Annotated in this window: 13 protein-coding genes; 5 read left to right on the top strand and 8 right to left on the bottom strand. The window is 73.8% G+C overall.

From position 1 onward, the window contains the following. The first annotated feature begins 36 nt into the window (after positions 1–36). Entirely contained in the window at positions 37–675 is a 639-nt protein-coding gene (locus ACIODU_RS19845; protein WP_401769093.1) for a TetR/AcrR family transcriptional regulator, read from the top strand. A 262-nt stretch (positions 676–937) separates the two neighbouring features. On the opposite strand, the gene ACIODU_RS19840 is transcribed toward ACIODU_RS19845, so the two are convergent. The 4 genes from ACIODU_RS19840 to ACIODU_RS19825 all read right to left on the bottom strand — a co-directional run bounded on the left by ACIODU_RS19840 (position 938) and on the right by ACIODU_RS19825 (position 6,316). Beyond that, positions 938–1,987 (bottom strand): ADP-ribosylglycohydrolase family protein, encoded by a 1,050-nt coding sequence (locus ACIODU_RS19840; protein WP_401769091.1) that lies wholly within the window; start codon positions 1,985–1,987, stop codon positions 938–940. Then, positions 1,984–3,528 (bottom strand): amino acid permease, encoded by a 1,545-nt coding sequence (locus ACIODU_RS19835; protein ID WP_401769089.1) that lies wholly within the window; start codon positions 3,526–3,528, stop codon positions 1,984–1,986. The genes ACIODU_RS19840 and ACIODU_RS19835 overlap by 4 nt, the downstream gene beginning before the upstream one ends. Positions 3,529–3,664: 136 nt before the next feature. Next, the gene (locus tag ACIODU_RS19830; protein WP_356424962.1) at positions 3,665–4,327 is read right to left on the bottom strand and encodes a fasciclin domain-containing protein; all 663 of its coding nucleotides are present in this window, start codon (positions 4,325–4,327) and stop codon (positions 3,665–3,667) included. Positions 4,328–4,414: 87 nt separating this feature from the next. After that, on the bottom strand, positions 4,415–6,316 hold the full coding sequence (locus ACIODU_RS19825; RefSeq protein ID WP_401769087.1) for a molybdopterin-dependent oxidoreductase: 1,902 nt from the start codon (positions 6,314–6,316) through the stop codon (positions 4,415–4,417). Positions 6,317–6,492: 176 nt separating this feature from the next. On the opposite strand from ACIODU_RS19825, the gene ACIODU_RS19820 reads away from it, so the two are divergent. The 4 genes from ACIODU_RS19820 to ACIODU_RS19805 all read left to right on the top strand — a co-directional run bounded on the left by ACIODU_RS19820 (position 6,493) and on the right by ACIODU_RS19805 (position 10,683). Continuing rightward, positions 6,493–7,770: an NAD(P)/FAD-dependent oxidoreductase gene (locus ACIODU_RS19820; RefSeq protein ID WP_401769085.1), complete on the top strand. Its 1,278-nt coding sequence runs from the start codon at positions 6,493–6,495 to the stop codon at positions 7,768–7,770. An 83-nt stretch (positions 7,771–7,853) separates the two neighbouring features. Beyond that, complete coding sequence (locus tag ACIODU_RS19815) at positions 7,854–8,552, top strand: DUF1365 domain-containing protein (protein ID WP_401769174.1); 699 nt, start codon at positions 7,854–7,856, stop codon at positions 8,550–8,552. A gap of 11 nt (positions 8,553–8,563) precedes the next feature. Beyond that, positions 8,564–9,868 carry a class I SAM-dependent methyltransferase gene (locus ACIODU_RS19810; protein WP_401769083.1) on the top strand — a complete coding sequence of 435 codons (1,305 nt, stop codon included), beginning with the start codon at positions 8,564–8,566 and terminating at the stop codon, positions 9,866–9,868. Next, positions 9,865–10,683: a DUF1295 domain-containing protein gene (locus ACIODU_RS19805; protein WP_356424953.1), complete on the top strand. Its 819-nt coding sequence runs from the start codon at positions 9,865–9,867 to the stop codon at positions 10,681–10,683. Before ACIODU_RS19810 ends, ACIODU_RS19805 begins: the two co-directional genes overlap by 4 nt. 62 nt (positions 10,684–10,745) lie before the next feature. On the opposite strand, the gene ACIODU_RS19800 is transcribed toward ACIODU_RS19805, so the two are convergent. The 4 genes from ACIODU_RS19800 to ACIODU_RS19785 form a co-directional block, all read right to left on the bottom strand. Further along, positions 10,746–12,104 (bottom strand): cryptochrome/photolyase family protein, encoded by a 1,359-nt coding sequence (locus tag ACIODU_RS19800; protein WP_401769080.1) that lies wholly within the window; start codon positions 12,102–12,104, stop codon positions 10,746–10,748. A gap of 12 nt (positions 12,105–12,116) precedes the next feature. Then, positions 12,117–12,887, bottom strand: a complete 771-nt coding sequence (locus ACIODU_RS19795; RefSeq protein ID WP_401769078.1) for an anti-sigma factor domain-containing protein — start codon at positions 12,885–12,887, stop codon at positions 12,117–12,119. Next, positions 12,884–13,468: a sigma-70 family RNA polymerase sigma factor gene (locus ACIODU_RS19790; RefSeq protein ID WP_327237426.1), complete on the bottom strand. Its 585-nt coding sequence runs from the start codon at positions 13,466–13,468 to the stop codon at positions 12,884–12,886. The genes ACIODU_RS19795 and ACIODU_RS19790 overlap by 4 nt, the downstream gene beginning before the upstream one ends. Before the next feature lie 274 nt (positions 13,469–13,742). Further along, positions 13,743–14,585: a siderophore-interacting protein gene (locus ACIODU_RS19785; protein WP_401769076.1), complete on the bottom strand. Its 843-nt coding sequence runs from the start codon at positions 14,583–14,585 to the stop codon at positions 13,743–13,745. Between the last annotated feature and the right edge of the window lie 24 nt (positions 14,586–14,609).

Below are 14,609 nucleotides of genomic sequence, written 5' to 3'. Positions count from 1 at the left end.
GATCCGCCGAAACACCCGTGTGCGACGATCGGTGCCATGGGCACGACGGGACGACGGGTCGGAAGGCCGCGCGCCGCGCAGCGGCCGGACAGCGGGCTCGCGGTGCGGGACGAACTGCTCGGGGCGGCGGCCGAACTGTTCACGACGCTTGGATACGCGGCGACCACGACGCGGACGGTCGCCGAGCGCGCGGGCCTGCGGCAGGCGACGATGTACCACTACTTCGACGGCAAGGAGGACCTTCTCGCCGAGCTGCTGGAGTCGACCGTCACGCCGTCGCTGGCGCTCGCGCGCGGGCTGCTCGCCGAGGCGGGGCGGTCGCCGGAGGCCAGGCTGTGGGACCTGTGCCGCTCGGACGTGGAACTGCTGTGCGGCGGCCCGCACAACCTGGGCGGCCTGTACCTGCTGCCGGAGGTGAGGGCGGAGCGCTTCGCCGGCTTCCACCGGGTGAGGGCCGACCTCAAGGACGCCTACGGTCAGCTGCTCGCCGCGACCGGTCCCGGATCCCTCCTGGACAAGGGGGAGTTGGCGGTCCGTACGGACCTGGTGTTCGGCCTGATCGAGGGCGTGATCCTGGTACACCGCTCGGACCCCGACCGCCCGGTGGAGGCGTTCGCGGCGGCGACGGCGGACGCGGCGCTGCGGATCGTGGGGGTGACGGCGGCGGGAGCGTGAGGGCGCGGGCGCGGGCGCTCCGGCGGGGCGTGCGGCGCTCGGTCGAGGCCGGCTCGCGCCCCGGCCCCCGGTTCGCGCCCCGGCCCCGGCACGGGCGTCGGCCCCCGGCCTGCCCCGGCACCTGCCCCCGGCTCGGCACGGGCCACGGACCCGCCTTCGGCCCGGCTCGGCCCGTCGCCCGGCCCCGGCTCGGGCCTGGCCCCGGGGGCCCGCTCCGGCCCGGCCCCGCTCGGAGCCGACCCAGGTCCGGCTCAGGTCCGGCTCAGGTCCGGCTCAGGTCCGACCCAGGTCCGGGGCAGGTCCGACCTTGGCTCAGAGGTAGGGCCCGCGCCGGGCCCCGTACCAGTGCCTCCGCCAGTGCCACCAGATCCGCCGCGTCCAGCACCCGGTCCCCGAAGCCGGGGAGGGGGACGTGCAGCGGTCCGGTCCAGCGGGGCGGGATCGCGGACAGCCCGTGGAGCGCGCCCGCCAGCATGCCGGTCACCGCCGCCACCGTGTCCGTGTCTCCGCCCAGGTCGATCGCGGCGGCCACGGCCGTCTCGTACGAATCCGTGGTGCGCAGCGCCCAGAGCGCCGAGCCGAGGCAGGGCCAGACGGCTCCGTTGAACTCCGTGGCCAGGCCGGGGTGCCAGTCGGGGGCCAGGACGGTGGCCCAGCGCGGGCGGTGCTCCTCCGTCACCCGGGCGAGGGTGGCCGGTACGGCGGCCACCGGATCGCCGCCGTCCAGCGCGACCCGTACCAGCTCGTGGAGGACGGCCGTGCCCTCCCAGGCCGCCCCGGCGCCGTGGGTGAGCGCGGCGATCCGCCGGGCGGCGGACATCGTGGCCTCCCGGCCGGCGCCGGCGAAGTGGACGGCGGAGGTGGCGGCCCGCATCAGCGAACCGTTGCCCGCCGCCCGGCCGGTTCGCCGGAAGTGGACGGACGCGGCCCGGTCCCATGGTTCGCCGGACGTCAGTACGTCCTCGGTCTGGAGGCCGATGTCCTTCGGGTCGGCGGCCGCCCAGCGCCGGAACCGGTCGAAGACGTCGGCCGGTTCGAGCCGGCCGTGCTCCAGCAGCGACTCGCCGATGAGCACCGCCATCTGCGTGTCATCGGTGGCCTCGCCCGGGTCCCACCCGCCGCCTCCGCACATCGCGCCCACCCCGTCGGGGAACCGCGCGGAGAAGACCCCGGCGGGCCCGAACTCGAAGGAGGCGCCGAGCGCGTCGCCGACGGCGGAACCGACAACGGCCCCCGCCGCGCGGTCCGTTCGGCTGAGGTGATCTGTGCGGGTGGGGTGGTCCGTTCCGGCGGAATGGTCCGGTGGTGTCATCGGGTCAGCGTAGGCAGCGTCGCGCCGCGCCGCGCGCGTACCGTCAGCCAGAGCGTTCCCGCGCCGACCGTGACCGCCAGGAACAGGACCGTGAACCACTGGAAGTACCAGTGGCCGCCCGCCGGATCGTAGACCGGGCCCCGGGGCCAGGCCAGGTTGAGCGTCATCACCGCGCCGTACAGCACCGCGAGGATGTTCACCGGAAGGCCCCAACGGCCCAGGGAAAACAGGGGCTTGCCCGTCTCGTCGAGCCCGGGGGCGGCCGGTGTGTACGTGCCGCGCAGGCGGCGCAGCAGCATCGGGCCCGTGACCATCACGTACGCGAGGTAGAGCATCGCGATGCACGTCGTGCCGATGGCCAGGAACGCGTCCGGCGACGCCAGGTTGAGCAGGCACAGCGCGGCCGCCGCCGCGCCCACCACCAGGGCCGGGCCCGTCGGCATGCCCGTGCGGGGCGAGACCTTCGACAGCGGGCCCGAGGCGGGCAGGACGCCGTCGCGGGCCATGGAGAACAGCATCCGCGAGCCCGACGTCTGGATCGCGAGCGTCGCCACCGCGATCGCGACCACCACGTCGGCGAGCAACGCCCGGCCGACCCCGTCGCCCAGCGTGCTCGTCAGGACGTACGAGAGACCCTCCGTGCCGAGCCGGCCGTCGGTCAGGCTGGGCGCGGCCAACAGCCCCCCGAGCAGCAGCAGTCCGCCGAGGACCCCCGCCGAGGCGAGCGCCAGCAGGATCGTGCGCGGGGCGGTACGGCGCGGTGCGCGCGTCTCCTCGCTCAGTTCGCCCGCGCTGTCGAAGCCGATCAGGACGTATGCCGCCGTGAACGACCCCACCAGCAGCGCGCCGATCGCACCGCCCTGCCCGCCGGTGTGCAGGGTGACGCCGGGACCCCGGTCCGCGTGGGTGAACAGGAGCACCACGATCAGTACGGCCCCGATGATCTCGGCGGTCACCCCGACGCGGTTGACGGCCGACATGACCCGGTTGTCCAGCAGATTCACCGCCGTCGTCAGGACGAGCAGCACCACCGCCAGCAGCGCCGCGTTCGCCGCGCCGCTCGCCGACGCCGGCGACGGATCGCCGCCGACCAGCTGGAAGCCGGACCAGATCGCGGGCAGTACCACCTGGAGCGCGAGCGCGGCGGCCGCCACGACGACCACCTGGCCGATCACCATGATCCAGCCCGCGAACCAGCCGAACACCGGAGTGCTCAGCCGGGTCGACCACTGGTAGACCGCCCCCGACAGCGGGTAGCGCGCGGCGAGTTCGCCGAAACAGGCCGCTACCAGCAGCTGGCCCACGAGCACCACCGGCCAGGTCCAGAAGAAGGCCGCGCCGCCGAACGAGAAGCCGAACGCGAAGAACTGGAACACGGTGGTGAGGACCGAGATGAACGAGAATCCGGCCGCGAACGAGGCGTACCGCCCCATGCTGCGACGGAGCTCCTGCCGATAGCCGAAACCGGCCAGCCCGACCGAGTCGAGCCGGCCGGTCCCGGCCGGGTCAGGCTGTACGTCCGTGGATGCGGTGGCGGTCATGGCGGCCCCTGTCGCTGATTCCTGTCGATTGACAGAAATTAGGGAGGGCCTGTTTCACCGGCGTCACACGCCCGTGTCCGCCCGGGGCACATCTCCTCACGGGAGGGCCCGCCGCCGACCGCCCGGCCCGTACCGCTCACATCTTCGGCATCAGCACCGTGTCGATGATGTAGACCGTCGCGTTGGAGGTCGGCACGTTGCCGCAGACCACACTCGCCGAGTCGTTGACCTTGTACGACTCGCCCGAACCGGCCGTCGCGAGGGTCGACTTCTCCAGCGTCGGGTACGTGCCGCTCTCCAGCTGCGCGGGCGCCAGCTTCTCGCCCACGACGTGGTAGGTGAGGATCTTGGTCAGCGTGGCCTTGTCGGCCAGGACCTTGTCCAGGTCCGCCTTGGGGATCTTGGCGAAGGCCTCGTTGGTCGGCGCGAACACCGTGATGTTCTGGGCGTTGTTGAGCGTGTCGACCAGACCGGCCTTCTTCACCGCGGTGACCAGGGTGGAGAGGTCGGGGTTGTTGGACGCGGCGGTCGCGACCGGCGCCGTCGACATGCCGTCGAAGCTGCCCGCGCCGGTCGCGGGGACCGACGCGCAGCCGGGACCGAACGGCTTGTCCGTCATGCCCGCCGCGTCGTCCGTCGCGCTCTGCGACTCCTTGGGCGCGGCGGCGGCCGAGTCCTTCGACTTGCCGTTGTCGCCGTTGTCCGCGCTGTCGTCGCTCGAACAGGCGCTCAGGGCGAGGGGCAGGACAAACACGCCGACGGCGGCGAGGGCGGCACGCTGAATACGGGTGGTGGTCATGGAATGTCTCCTTGTTGATTTTTCTGGGACGGGATGAGGGGAGTCAGGGGAGAAAGGTCTGAGGGGGTGCTGGGGTGCTGGGGCGTGTCAGGTCACCGCGACCACCACCGAGTGCCTGCCGGTCGCGCCGTTCGGTACGGTCCCGGCGCGGCGGTCCGTCTGGGTGTAGCCGTCCCGGTCGGTCGCGCGGACCTCGAGGGTGTGGCTGCCAGCCGTGGCCGGCCACTCCCACGTCCACTGCCGCCAGGTGTCCCGGCCGCTCTCCTCCGCCAGCCGGGCCGACTGCCAGGGGCCGCCGTCCACCCGGACCTCGACGCGGGCTATGCCCCGGTGCTGCGCCCACGCCACCCCGGCGACCGGCACCCGCCCCGCCTTGGGGCTGGCGAACGGCCTCGGGGTGTCGATCCGCGACTGGGTCTTGATGGGGGCCTCGCGGGACCAGGTCCGCTTCACCCAGTACGCGTCGTAGGCGTCGAACGTGGTGAGTTCGAGGTCCTGGATCCATTTGCAGGCCGAGACATAGCCGTACAGTCCCGGCACCAGCATCCGGACGGGGAAGCCGTGGGCGAAGGGGAGCGGCTCGCCGTTCATGCCCAGCGCGAGCATCGCGTCGCGGCCGTCCATGACGGTCTCGACCGGTGAGCCGATGGTCATGCCGTCCACCGAGCGGGCCACGAGCTGGTCGGCGGGGCCGCCGTCGGACGGCGGCCGGACACCGGCCTCGCGCAGCAGGTCCGCGAGCCGGACGCCGATCCAGCGGGCGTTGCCGACGTACGGGCCGCCGACCTCGTTGGACACGCAGGTCAGGGTGATGTCCCGCTCGATCAGCTCCCTGCGGAGCAGATCGTCGAAGCCGACGGTCAGGGGGCGGGTCACGCCGGTGCCGTGGATCCGCAGACGCCAGGCCGAGGCGTCGACGCGCGGGACGACGAGGGCGGTGTCCACCCGGTAGAAGTCCTTGTTGGGCGTCGTGAACGGACTCAGACCAGGGATACGGAGATCCGCGCCGGCCGGCACCGGACGGGCCGGTGACGCGGGCGGCGGGAGCACGATGTCCTCGCGGGTGGCGGCGGCCTTCGCCAGCTCCGTGGTGTTGAGGTGGCGGCCGACGCCACCCGCGACGGCCGAGGCGGCGACGGCGGCGCTCGCGGCGATGACGAAGCCGCGGCGGTCGAAGGCGCCGGGGGCGGGCTCGGGGGTGGGCTCGGCCAGGACGGCCGTGGATCCGGCGGACGGTCCCTGCGGGGCGGCCGTGGATCCGGGGGCGGGTTCGGGCGTTGCGGTCGTGGTTCCGATGGCGGGCTCAGGTGCCGCGCTCGTGGTTCCGCCGGAGGGCCCGGGTGCCGTGCTCGTGGCTCCGCCGGAAGGTCCCGGCGTCGCGGTCGTGGTTCCGGCCGCCCTGCCGGGTCCGGGCCCGCCGTCGGGCCCGGACCCCTCGGCCGGCTCGCCGTTCCCCCGTGCCGCCGGTACCCTGCGCGCCTCCGGCGCGGTCGGCGCCGGACGGGCGGTCAGCGTGCCGGCCAGCAGGTACAGGACCCCCGCCGCCACCACCGCCCCCACCGCCGACGGCCAGGCGTCCGGCAGATGCCCGTCAGGACGCTCCACCGCCGCCCAGGCCCCGACCACGCCGAACACCAGCACCACCGCGGAACCGGCCACCCGGCGGCGCGCCGCGAACACCCCGGCCGCCAGGGCGAAGAGCCCCAGCACGGCCAGGATGCCGAGCTGGAGCACGAGCTTGTCGTCGGTCCCGAAGTTCCGTACCGCGAACTCCTTGAGCCACGGCGGGGTGCGGTCGATGAAGGCCCCGCCGACCGCCGTGACCGGGCTCGCCTCGGGGCGTACCGCCACCGACACCAGCTCCGCCACACACAGCGCGGCGAGTCCCGCGACCAGCCCGCTCGACGCGGCCGCCGCGTACCGCAGCAGGCGCGCCGGCCGGCCGGGGCGGCCACCCCGGCCGAAGAGGACTTTCCGATCTTTGCTCACGGCGGCTATTCGGCACGGGAAGCAAGGCGGATTGGTCCGTCACTCCAAAGAATTAAAAGTCGGGGAGGCGGCAAGAAAGATCCCGTCCCTCACCAATCCCCGGCGCCCCCTGTCTCGAATGCTCAGTGAGGGGCTGTGCCCGAGCACCCCGGACGACCCCCGAGGCAAGGAGCGACATGAGCGGTGACCAGCGCCGGCGTACGGCGGTGATCGGCGGCGGGATCGCGGGGCTGACGGCCGCGTACGTCCTGAGGCGCGCGCACGACGTGACGGTGTACGAGGCGGACGACCGGCTCGGCGGCCACGCCCACACCCACGACGTCCCCTCCGCCGACGGCCGCGTGCACCACGTCGACTCCGGCTTCATCGTGCACAACGAACGGACCTACCCGTACCTCCTGCGGCTCTTCGTCGAACTGGGCGTGACCACGCAGGAGTCGGAGATGAGCATGTCCGTACGGTGCGACGGCTGCGGGCTCGAATACGCGGGCGCCCGCGGCCCCGCCGGGGTGTTCGCCCAGCCGCGCAACGCCCTCAGCCCCCGCTATCTGCGTCTGCTCACCGAGGTCCCGGCCTTCCACCGGCGGGCCCGAAGGCTGCTGGACACGCCGGACGGCGCCGAAGCCACCCCCACTCTGGGGGAGTTCCTCGCCGAGGGGCGCTTCTCGCCCTATTTCGTCTCGCACTTCATGACCCCGCTCGTCTCCTGCGTCTGGTCCTGCGACGCCCGGACGGCGATGCGCTACCCCGCCCGCTACCTGTTCCGCTTCCTCGCGCACCACGGCCTGCTGTCGGTCGGCGGCTCGCCCAAGTGGCGGACCGTGAGCGGCGGTTCGCGGGTGTACGTGGACCGGCTGGCCAAGCAGCTCGCCGCCGCGCGCACCACCACTCCGGTACGGGCCGTGCGGCGCCTCGCGGACGGGGTCGAGATCACCGCCGAGGACGGGGACGTGCGGCGGTACGACTCCGTCGTCGTCGCCGTCCATCCCGACCAGGCGCTGCGGCTGCTGGCCGACGCCACCGACGACGAGCGCCGGGTCCTCGGCGCGTTCCGGTACTCCCGCAACCCCACCCAACTCCACACCGACACCGGTGTGCTGCCACGTGCCCGGGGCGCCCGCGCCTCCTGGAACTACCTCATGCCGTCCTGCGACGCGGACTCCGGAGCCGTACGGGTCAGCTACGACATGAGCCGCCTCCAGCGCCTCGACGCCCCCGAGACGTACGTCGTCACCCTGAACGGCGCCGACCGCGTCGACCAGGAACGGGTGATCGCCCGCATGGTGTACGAACACCCCGTCTACACCCCGGAGTCGGTGACCGCGCAGGGCAGGCTGCCCGCGCTGAGCGGCCCGGTCACCGCCTTCGCCGGGGCGTACCACGGCTGGGGATTCCACGAGGACGGCTGCCGCTCCGGGGTCCTGGCCGCCGCCGCCCTGGGAGTGGCGTGGTGAGCGCCGCCCCGGCGCCCGGCGGCGCGCCCGGTGCTCCGCCCGCCGCCCCGGCCACCGCCACGCCCGCGCTCTACGCCTGCCGCATCAGCCATGTACGGACCGCGCCCCGCCGCTACGCGCTGCGCCACCGCACGTACATGTGGCTGATCGACCCGGACCATCCGCCCCTCCTGCCACGGGTGTTGCGCCCGCTCGCCCGCTTCGACAGCCGCGACCACTTCGGCGGCAGCCGCCCGACGATCCGCGCCGGACTGGAGGCGTTCCTCGCCGCGCAGGGGATCGAACTGGCCGGCGGGCGGGTGACGATGCTCGCCCACGCGCGGGTCCTCGGGTACGTCTTCAACCCGCTGAGCCTCTACTGGTGCCACGGCCCCGGCGGCGAACTGCGCTGTGTGGTGGCCGAGGTGCACAACACGTACGGCGAACGGCACTGCTATCTGCTGCGTCCGGACGCCGAGGGGCGCGCCGACGTCGCCAAGGAGCTGTACGTCTCGCCGTTCTTCCCCGTCGACGGCGGCTACTCCATGCGGCTGCCGGAGCCGGACGGCCGGCTGAGCCTGACGGTCCATCTGAACCGTTCCGGCGGGCGGCCGTTCACCGCGACCGTGCACGGCGAGCGCCGCCCCGCCACCGTCCCGGCGCTGCTGCGCCTCGCGGTGCGCCACCCGTGGTCCACCGCGGTCGTCTCCGCCGCGATCCGTCTGCACGGCATCCGGCTCTACCTGCGCGGGCTGCCCGTGCGTCCCCGTCCCCATCACCGTGCCCAGGAGGGCGTGAAGTGAGTCTGTCCTCAATGACCTCGTCATCTTCGTCAGCGTCGTCTTCGTCAGGGCCGGCTCCGGCCACCACCTCGCCGGACCGGGCGTCACGCGCCGTGGACGAGCACCGCTGGCCCGACGTGGCCCGCACGCCCCGTACCTCGCGGATCCGTACCGCCGTCGCGGAACGGATCCTCCGCCGCACCTTCGGTCAACTGCCCCTGCGCGTACGGCTCGGCCCCACGGAGACGCTCGGGCTGGGCGGCCCGCTGGTGGAGGTACGGGATCCGGCGGCGTTCTTCCGCCGGATCGGCGCCCACGGACTGATCGGCTTCGGCGAGTCGTACATGGCGGGGGAGTGGGAGGCACCGGACCTGGTCGGGGCGCTCACCGTACTGGCCGAGCGGGCGGCGTACTTGATCCCCGCGCCGCTCCAACGGCTGCGCTCCGTCTGGGCGTCGAGGCAGCCGGCCGCCCAGCGCAACACCCCCGACGGCTCGCGCGACAACATCAGCCGGCACTACGACCTGTCGAACGACCTCTTCGCGCTGTTCCTGGACGACACCCTGTCGTACTCCTCCGCCCTCTTCCGCAGCTTCCCCGCCGACCGGTCCCTGCTGGCCGCCGCCCAGCGCCGCAAGATCGATCGGCTGCTGGACGGGGCCGGCGTCGGACTGGGCACCCAGCTGCTGGAGATCGGCACCGGCTGGGGCGAGCTGGCGATCCGGGCGGCCGAGCGCGGCGCGCGCGTGATCACCGTGACCCTCTCGGAGGAGCAGCGGGACCTCGCCGAGGCGCGGATCAGGGCGGCGGGGTACGAGGAGAACGTCACCGTCCTCCTGCGGGACTACCGGCGGGTGATGGGCACGTTCGACGCGGTGGTCAGCGTGGAGATGATCGAGGCGGTGGGCGCGGAGTTCTGGCCGGAGTACTTCCGGACGCTGGACCGGCTGCTGGCGCCGGGCGGACGGATCGCCCTCCAGGCGATCACCATGCCGCACGACCGCATGCTCGCGACCCGGGACACCTTCACCTGGATCCAGAAGTACATCTTCCCCGGCGGCTTCCTGCCGTCGGTCGAGGCGATCGAGGAGATCACCGCCGGACACACCGGCCTGCGGGTCACCGACCGGGACGGCTTCGGACCGCACTACGAGCAGACGCTCCGGCTCTGGCGCGAACGCTTCACCGAACAGGCCGAGCGGGTCGAGGCGTTGGGCTTCGACGAGACGTTCCGGCGGATGTGGACGTTCTACCTGGCCTACTCCGAGGCGGGCTTCCGCTCCGGCTATCTGGATGTGCAGCAGATGGTGCTGACCAGGCCGGGGGACTCCGCGTGAACGGCGGTTATCCGTGGGCGGAGTTCGGCCGGGGCGTCGGGTACGCGGCGGCCGCCGCCCTCGCCGTCATGCTGGTGACCTTCGCGATCGCCGTGGTCAAGGGCCTGCACCGGATCGTCGACGTCGCCTGGGGCCTCGCCTTCGCCGCCGTCGCGGTCGTCTCGTACGCCGCGTCGGCGGGGGACGGGGACGACGCGCGGCGGCTGGCCGTGACCGTACTGACCGTGGTCTGGGGGCTGCGCCTGGCGGCCCACATCGCGGCGCGCGGCCGGGGCCACGGGGAGGACGAGCGGTACGAGAAGATGCTCGCCAAGGCCCCCGGGCACCGGAACCTCTACGCCCTGCGGATGGTCTACCTCCTCCAGGGCGCCCTGGTCGTGCTGGTGTCGCTGCCGGTGCAGGCCGCGCAGTACGTACGGGGCCCGGTCGGCCCGGTCGCGTACGCGGGAGCGGTCCTCTGGCTGACCGGCGTGTTCTTCGAGGCGGTGGGCGACCACCAGCTGGCCCGCTTCAAGTCCGACCCCGCCCACCGGGGCCGCCTCATGGACCGCGGCCTGTGGAGCTGGACCCGCCACCCCAACTACTTCGGCGACTTCTGCGTCTGGTGGGGCCTGTTCCTCTTCGTCTGCGACAACCCCGCGGCGGCCGCGGCGACGGTGGCCGGCCCGCTGGTAATGAGCTACCTGCTGATCAACGGCAGCGGAAAACGCCTCCTGGAACGCCACATGGCCGACCGCCCCGGCTACGCCGCATACCGCGCCAGAACCAGCGGCTTCTTCCCCCGGCCCCCACGCGGGGGTGCGGGGCGGGGCTGATGTACGGCGCGGGGCGCCCGGCGGGCCGGGAGGCCGCGCCGGGCGCCCCGCGCCTCCGCCCGCTACCCCCGTGAGCGGGCGAAGCGGTCGCGGGCCTCCGCGAGGTCCACGATGGGGGGTGGGTAGGGGAGTTGGGCGCGGTCCGGGGGCGGGAGGAGCCAGGGGCGGTGGACCGCGTTGCCGGGGACGGTCGCCAGCTCCGGGATCCAGCGGCGGACATAGTCGCCCTTCGGGTCGAACCGGGCCGCCTGGGTGACGGGGTTGAGGACCCGGCCCGGTCGGGTGTCCGTGCCCGTGCCCGCCGACCACTGCCAGTTCAGCTGGTTGTTCGCCAGGTCGCCGTCCACCAGCAGGTCCAGGAAGTGGCGGGCGCCGACGCGCCAGTCCACGTAGAGGGTCTTGGTCAGGAAGCTCGCCACCAGCAGGCGCCCCCGGTTGTGCATCCAGCCCTCGTGGGTCAGTTGGCGCATGGCCGCGTCCACGACCGGGTATCCCGTACGGCCCTCCCGCCAGGCGGCGATCTCCTCCCGGTCCGAACGCCAGTGGTCCCCGCGCGGGCGGTAGTCCGTCCACGACACCTCGGGGCGGGCCGCGAGCACCTGGTGGTGGAAGTCCCGCCAGGCCAGCTGTCGTACGAACGCCTCGGCGCCCGCGCCCCGCTTCTCCCGGGCCCGGTGGACCGCCTCCACCGGGGAGAGGCAGCCGAAGTGCAGGTAGGGCGAGAGCCGGGACGTGGCGTCGCCCGGCAGGTCGTCGTGACGGTCCTCGTACGCCTCGATCCCGTCGGCCAGCCATGCCGTGAGCCGCTTGCGCGCCACGCTCTCGCCGCCCTCCGGGACGCCGGGGGAGACCCGGCCGGCGTCCGCGCGGCGCGGCAGCGGATCGCTCGCGACGACGTCCGGGACCCGTACGGTCCTGGGCGCGGCCAGCACCTCGCGCAGGCGCGTCTCCGACCAGCGGCGGAAGTACGGGGTGAAGACGGCGAACGCGTCACCGCCCGCCGGGGTGATCTGGCCGGGCGGCAGGGCCGTGATGACGGCCTCCCGCACGTCCAGCGCGCACCCCATGCCCCGCAGCGCCGTACGCAACCGCTCCTCGCGCGCCGTCGCGTACCGGCTCACCCCCGCCGCGACATGGACCCGCCGGGCGCCGGACTCCCGGACCACCCGGCACACCTGGTCGACGGAGTCGCCCGTACGGACGACCAGCCGGCCGCCGCGTTGACGCAGGCCGGCGTCCAGGGAGGCCAGGCAGTCGGCGAGGAAGGCCAGCCGGTTGGGCGCGTCGAAGCCCGCCGCCCGTACCCCCTCGTCCCGTACGAACAGGGGCACCACCTGGTCCGCGCCGCTCAGGGCGGCGCGGAGCACCGGCTGGTCGTGCACCCGCAGGTCGGAGGTGAAGAGCACCACCGCAACACTCATGGACGTGCGTCCTTACACGCTCGGGAAGGCCATCACGGCCAGGGGGTCGGTGGTGGGTGCCACCGATCCGCCGGTCGGTTCCACCGTGATCCCCATCCCGGAGGCCGATCCGACCGACCCCGCCATCAGTACCGCATCGGAGCCCGCCGACGGGTGCAACAGGCCCGCGGCGCGCATCTTTCCGCCGTCGTCGTACCAGAGCTGGTAGACCTTCCCGGCGGGTGTCCTCGGCAGCCCCGACGCGATGAAGGCGGCCCGGTCCCGGTCGCGGGAGACCACGACCGTGCCGGTCGCGCCGTCCGTCAGCCTTCCCGTGCTGACCTTGGCGTCCGGGGCGGCGAGTATGGCCGCCAGCTCCTCGGACCGCTGCTGGGAGCGGGCCTCGGTCGCCTCGGCCCGCTGCCGGGCGTCCCGCGCCTCCTGGTGCTGCCACACCGCGATCCCGCCGAACCCGACGGCGGCGGCCAGGCACGCGGCCAGGACGAAGCGGGACAGCGCACGCCCGCGGGCCACGCCGCCGCCCCCGCCGCCCCGGGTGGGGGCGACCTTGGGCGGGTCCTGGCGTTCGGCGGCGATGCGGCGCAGCACCTGCTCCTTGAGCGCGGGCGGCGGGACCACCGTCACGGCCCTGCCCAACCGGGCCGCCGTGGCGGCCAGTTCCCGTACCTCCTGGGCACACGCGGGACAGACCTCCAGATGCCGTTCGAACGCGGCCTCCTCGTCGCCCTCCAGCGCGTGCAGCGCGTAGGCGCCGGTCAGCGTGTGCAGATCCGCGGTGGTCATGCGCTCACCCCCAAGCAGTCGCGCAGGCGGATCAGTCCGTCGCGCAGCCGGGTCTTGACCGTGCCCAGCGGTACGGACAGCAGTTCGGCCACCTCGCGGTAGGCGAGCCCCTGGTAGTACGCCAGCGTCACCGACTGGCGCTGGAGTTCGGTGAGAGTACGCAGGCAGCGGCGCACCTGTTCACGTTCGAGGCCGGCCTCCACCTGCTCGACGACCTCGTCGTAGGCCGGGGTCCTGTCCAACAGCGCGGCCCGGTGCTCGCGGTCGCTGGACGCCTGGGCGGAGCGCACCCGGTCCACCGCCCTGCGGTGGGCGAGGGTCAGCACCCAGGTCATGGCGGAGCCCCGGGCGGGGCGGAAGCGGGGGGCGGTACGCCAGACCTCCAGCAGTACTTCCTGGGCGACCTCCTCGGACTGGGCCGGATCGCGCAGGACGGAGCGCACGAGACCGAGGACGGGCCCGCAGACCTGGTCGTACACGCGGGAGAACGCCTCCTGGTCGCCCCGGGCGACCTGCCCCAGCAACTCCTGAAGGTCGGGCCCCGCCGAGGCGGGTCCGCCGATGTGTACTGCTTCCTTCACGCGGCGTCCTCCACGATGCGTCCGGGCGGTTGTTCGACGAGGGTTCGGAGCGGTGGCCCCGGCGGATTGGTCCGGGGGCCACTTTCGTCGAATTTCTCTTCCCGCGTGACGCGGAGGCGGGTCGTGGCGCGGATCGCGGAGGCGGATCGCGGCGCGGAAGTGCCGAAGTGCGGGCCGGGGTGGCGGGGTGCCGGCCGGGGTGGCGGGCCCGCGGGACTGCCCGGGCGCCGGGGTGGCCGGGCGCCCAAGTCGCGGCCTGCGACGCCCGGTTCGCTCAGGACGCGCTTTCCTGCTCCCGCTCCACCTGCTCGTTCCACTCCCGCTTGGCCGCCCGCCACGCCTCGTCGCTCTGGCCGAGCCGCCAGTACCCCGAGATGGACAGCCGCTCGCGCGGGATCCCCCGCTCCAGCCGCAGATGGCGGCGCAGCTCCTTCACGAAGCCCGCCTCGCCGTGCACAAACGCCTGCACGTCCCCGGCGGGGAAGTCCAGCGCCCGTACGGCGGCCACCAGCGCCTCGCCCACCGGCCGGTCCCCGCGGTGCAGCCAGCGGACCTCGAACCCGTCGGGCGTCGCGATCTTCTGCTCCTCCCCGGGACCCGAGATCTCCACGAAGGCGTGCACGGTCGCGCCCGCCGGGGCCCGCTCCAGCGCGGCGGCGATCGCCGGCAGGGCGCTCTCGTCACCGGCCAGCAGGTGCCAGTCCGCCGCCGGGTCCGGCACGTACCCGCCACCGGGGCCGAGGAAGCGCATCGTCTCGCCCACCCGGGCCCGCGCCGCCCACGGCCCGGCCAGCCCCTCGTCGCCGTGCACCACGAAGTCGACGCTCAGCTCACGGGCCGCCGGGTCCCAGGCGCGGACGGTGTACGTACGGGTCGTCGGCCACTGTTCGCGCGGGAACTCCTCCCGGATGCGCTCCAGGTCGAACGGTTCCGGGTACGTCACCCCCGCCGGGGCGAACAGCACCTTGATGTAGTGGTCGGTGAACTCCCCGAGGTCCAGGCCGTCCAGCCCGTCACCGCCCAGGACGAGGCGCACCATGTGGGGAGTGATCCACTCGGTGCGCACCACCTGTGCCTCACGTGCCTTCGGTGTCCTGCGGGCGGGCTGTTCTGCCATGGCGGTCTCCCCGACTGTTCGTTG

Source organism: Streptomyces sp. NPDC088261 (genome assembly GCF_044740805.1).
GTDB lineage: Bacteria > Actinomycetota > Actinomycetes > Streptomycetales > Streptomycetaceae > Streptomyces.
Note: the sequence above shows the minus strand (reverse complement) of the source record. Positions and strands in the feature narration are given on the sequence as shown.

Excerpts from the sequence above, each read along its gene's own strand:
- ACIODU_RS19845 (WP_401769093.1), top strand. The coding sequence starts at position 37 with ATGGGCACGACGGGACGACGGGTCGGAAGGCCGCGCGCCGCGCAGCGG.
- ACIODU_RS19840 (WP_401769091.1), bottom strand. The coding sequence starts at position 1,987 with ATGACACCACCGGACCATTCCGCCGGAACGGACCACCCCACCCGCACA.
- ACIODU_RS19835 (WP_401769089.1), bottom strand. The coding sequence starts at position 3,528 with ATGACCGCCACCGCATCCACGGACGTACAGCCTGACCCGGCCGGGACC.
- ACIODU_RS19830 (WP_356424962.1), bottom strand. The coding sequence starts at position 4,327 with ATGACCACCACCCGTATTCAGCGTGCCGCCCTCGCCGCCGTCGGCGTG.
- ACIODU_RS19820 (WP_401769085.1), top strand. The coding sequence starts at position 6,493 with ATGAGCGGTGACCAGCGCCGGCGTACGGCGGTGATCGGCGGCGGGATC.
- ACIODU_RS19810 (WP_401769083.1), top strand. The coding sequence starts at position 8,564 with ATGACCTCGTCATCTTCGTCAGCGTCGTCTTCGTCAGGGCCGGCTCCG.
- ACIODU_RS19800 (WP_401769080.1), bottom strand. The coding sequence starts at position 12,104 with ATGAGTGTTGCGGTGGTGCTCTTCACCTCCGACCTGCGGGTGCACGAC.
- ACIODU_RS19795 (WP_401769078.1), bottom strand. The coding sequence starts at position 12,887 with ATGACCACCGCGGATCTGCACACGCTGACCGGCGCCTACGCGCTGCAC.
- ACIODU_RS19785 (WP_401769076.1), bottom strand. The coding sequence starts at position 14,585 with ATGGCAGAACAGCCCGCCCGCAGGACACCGAAGGCACGTGAGGCACAG.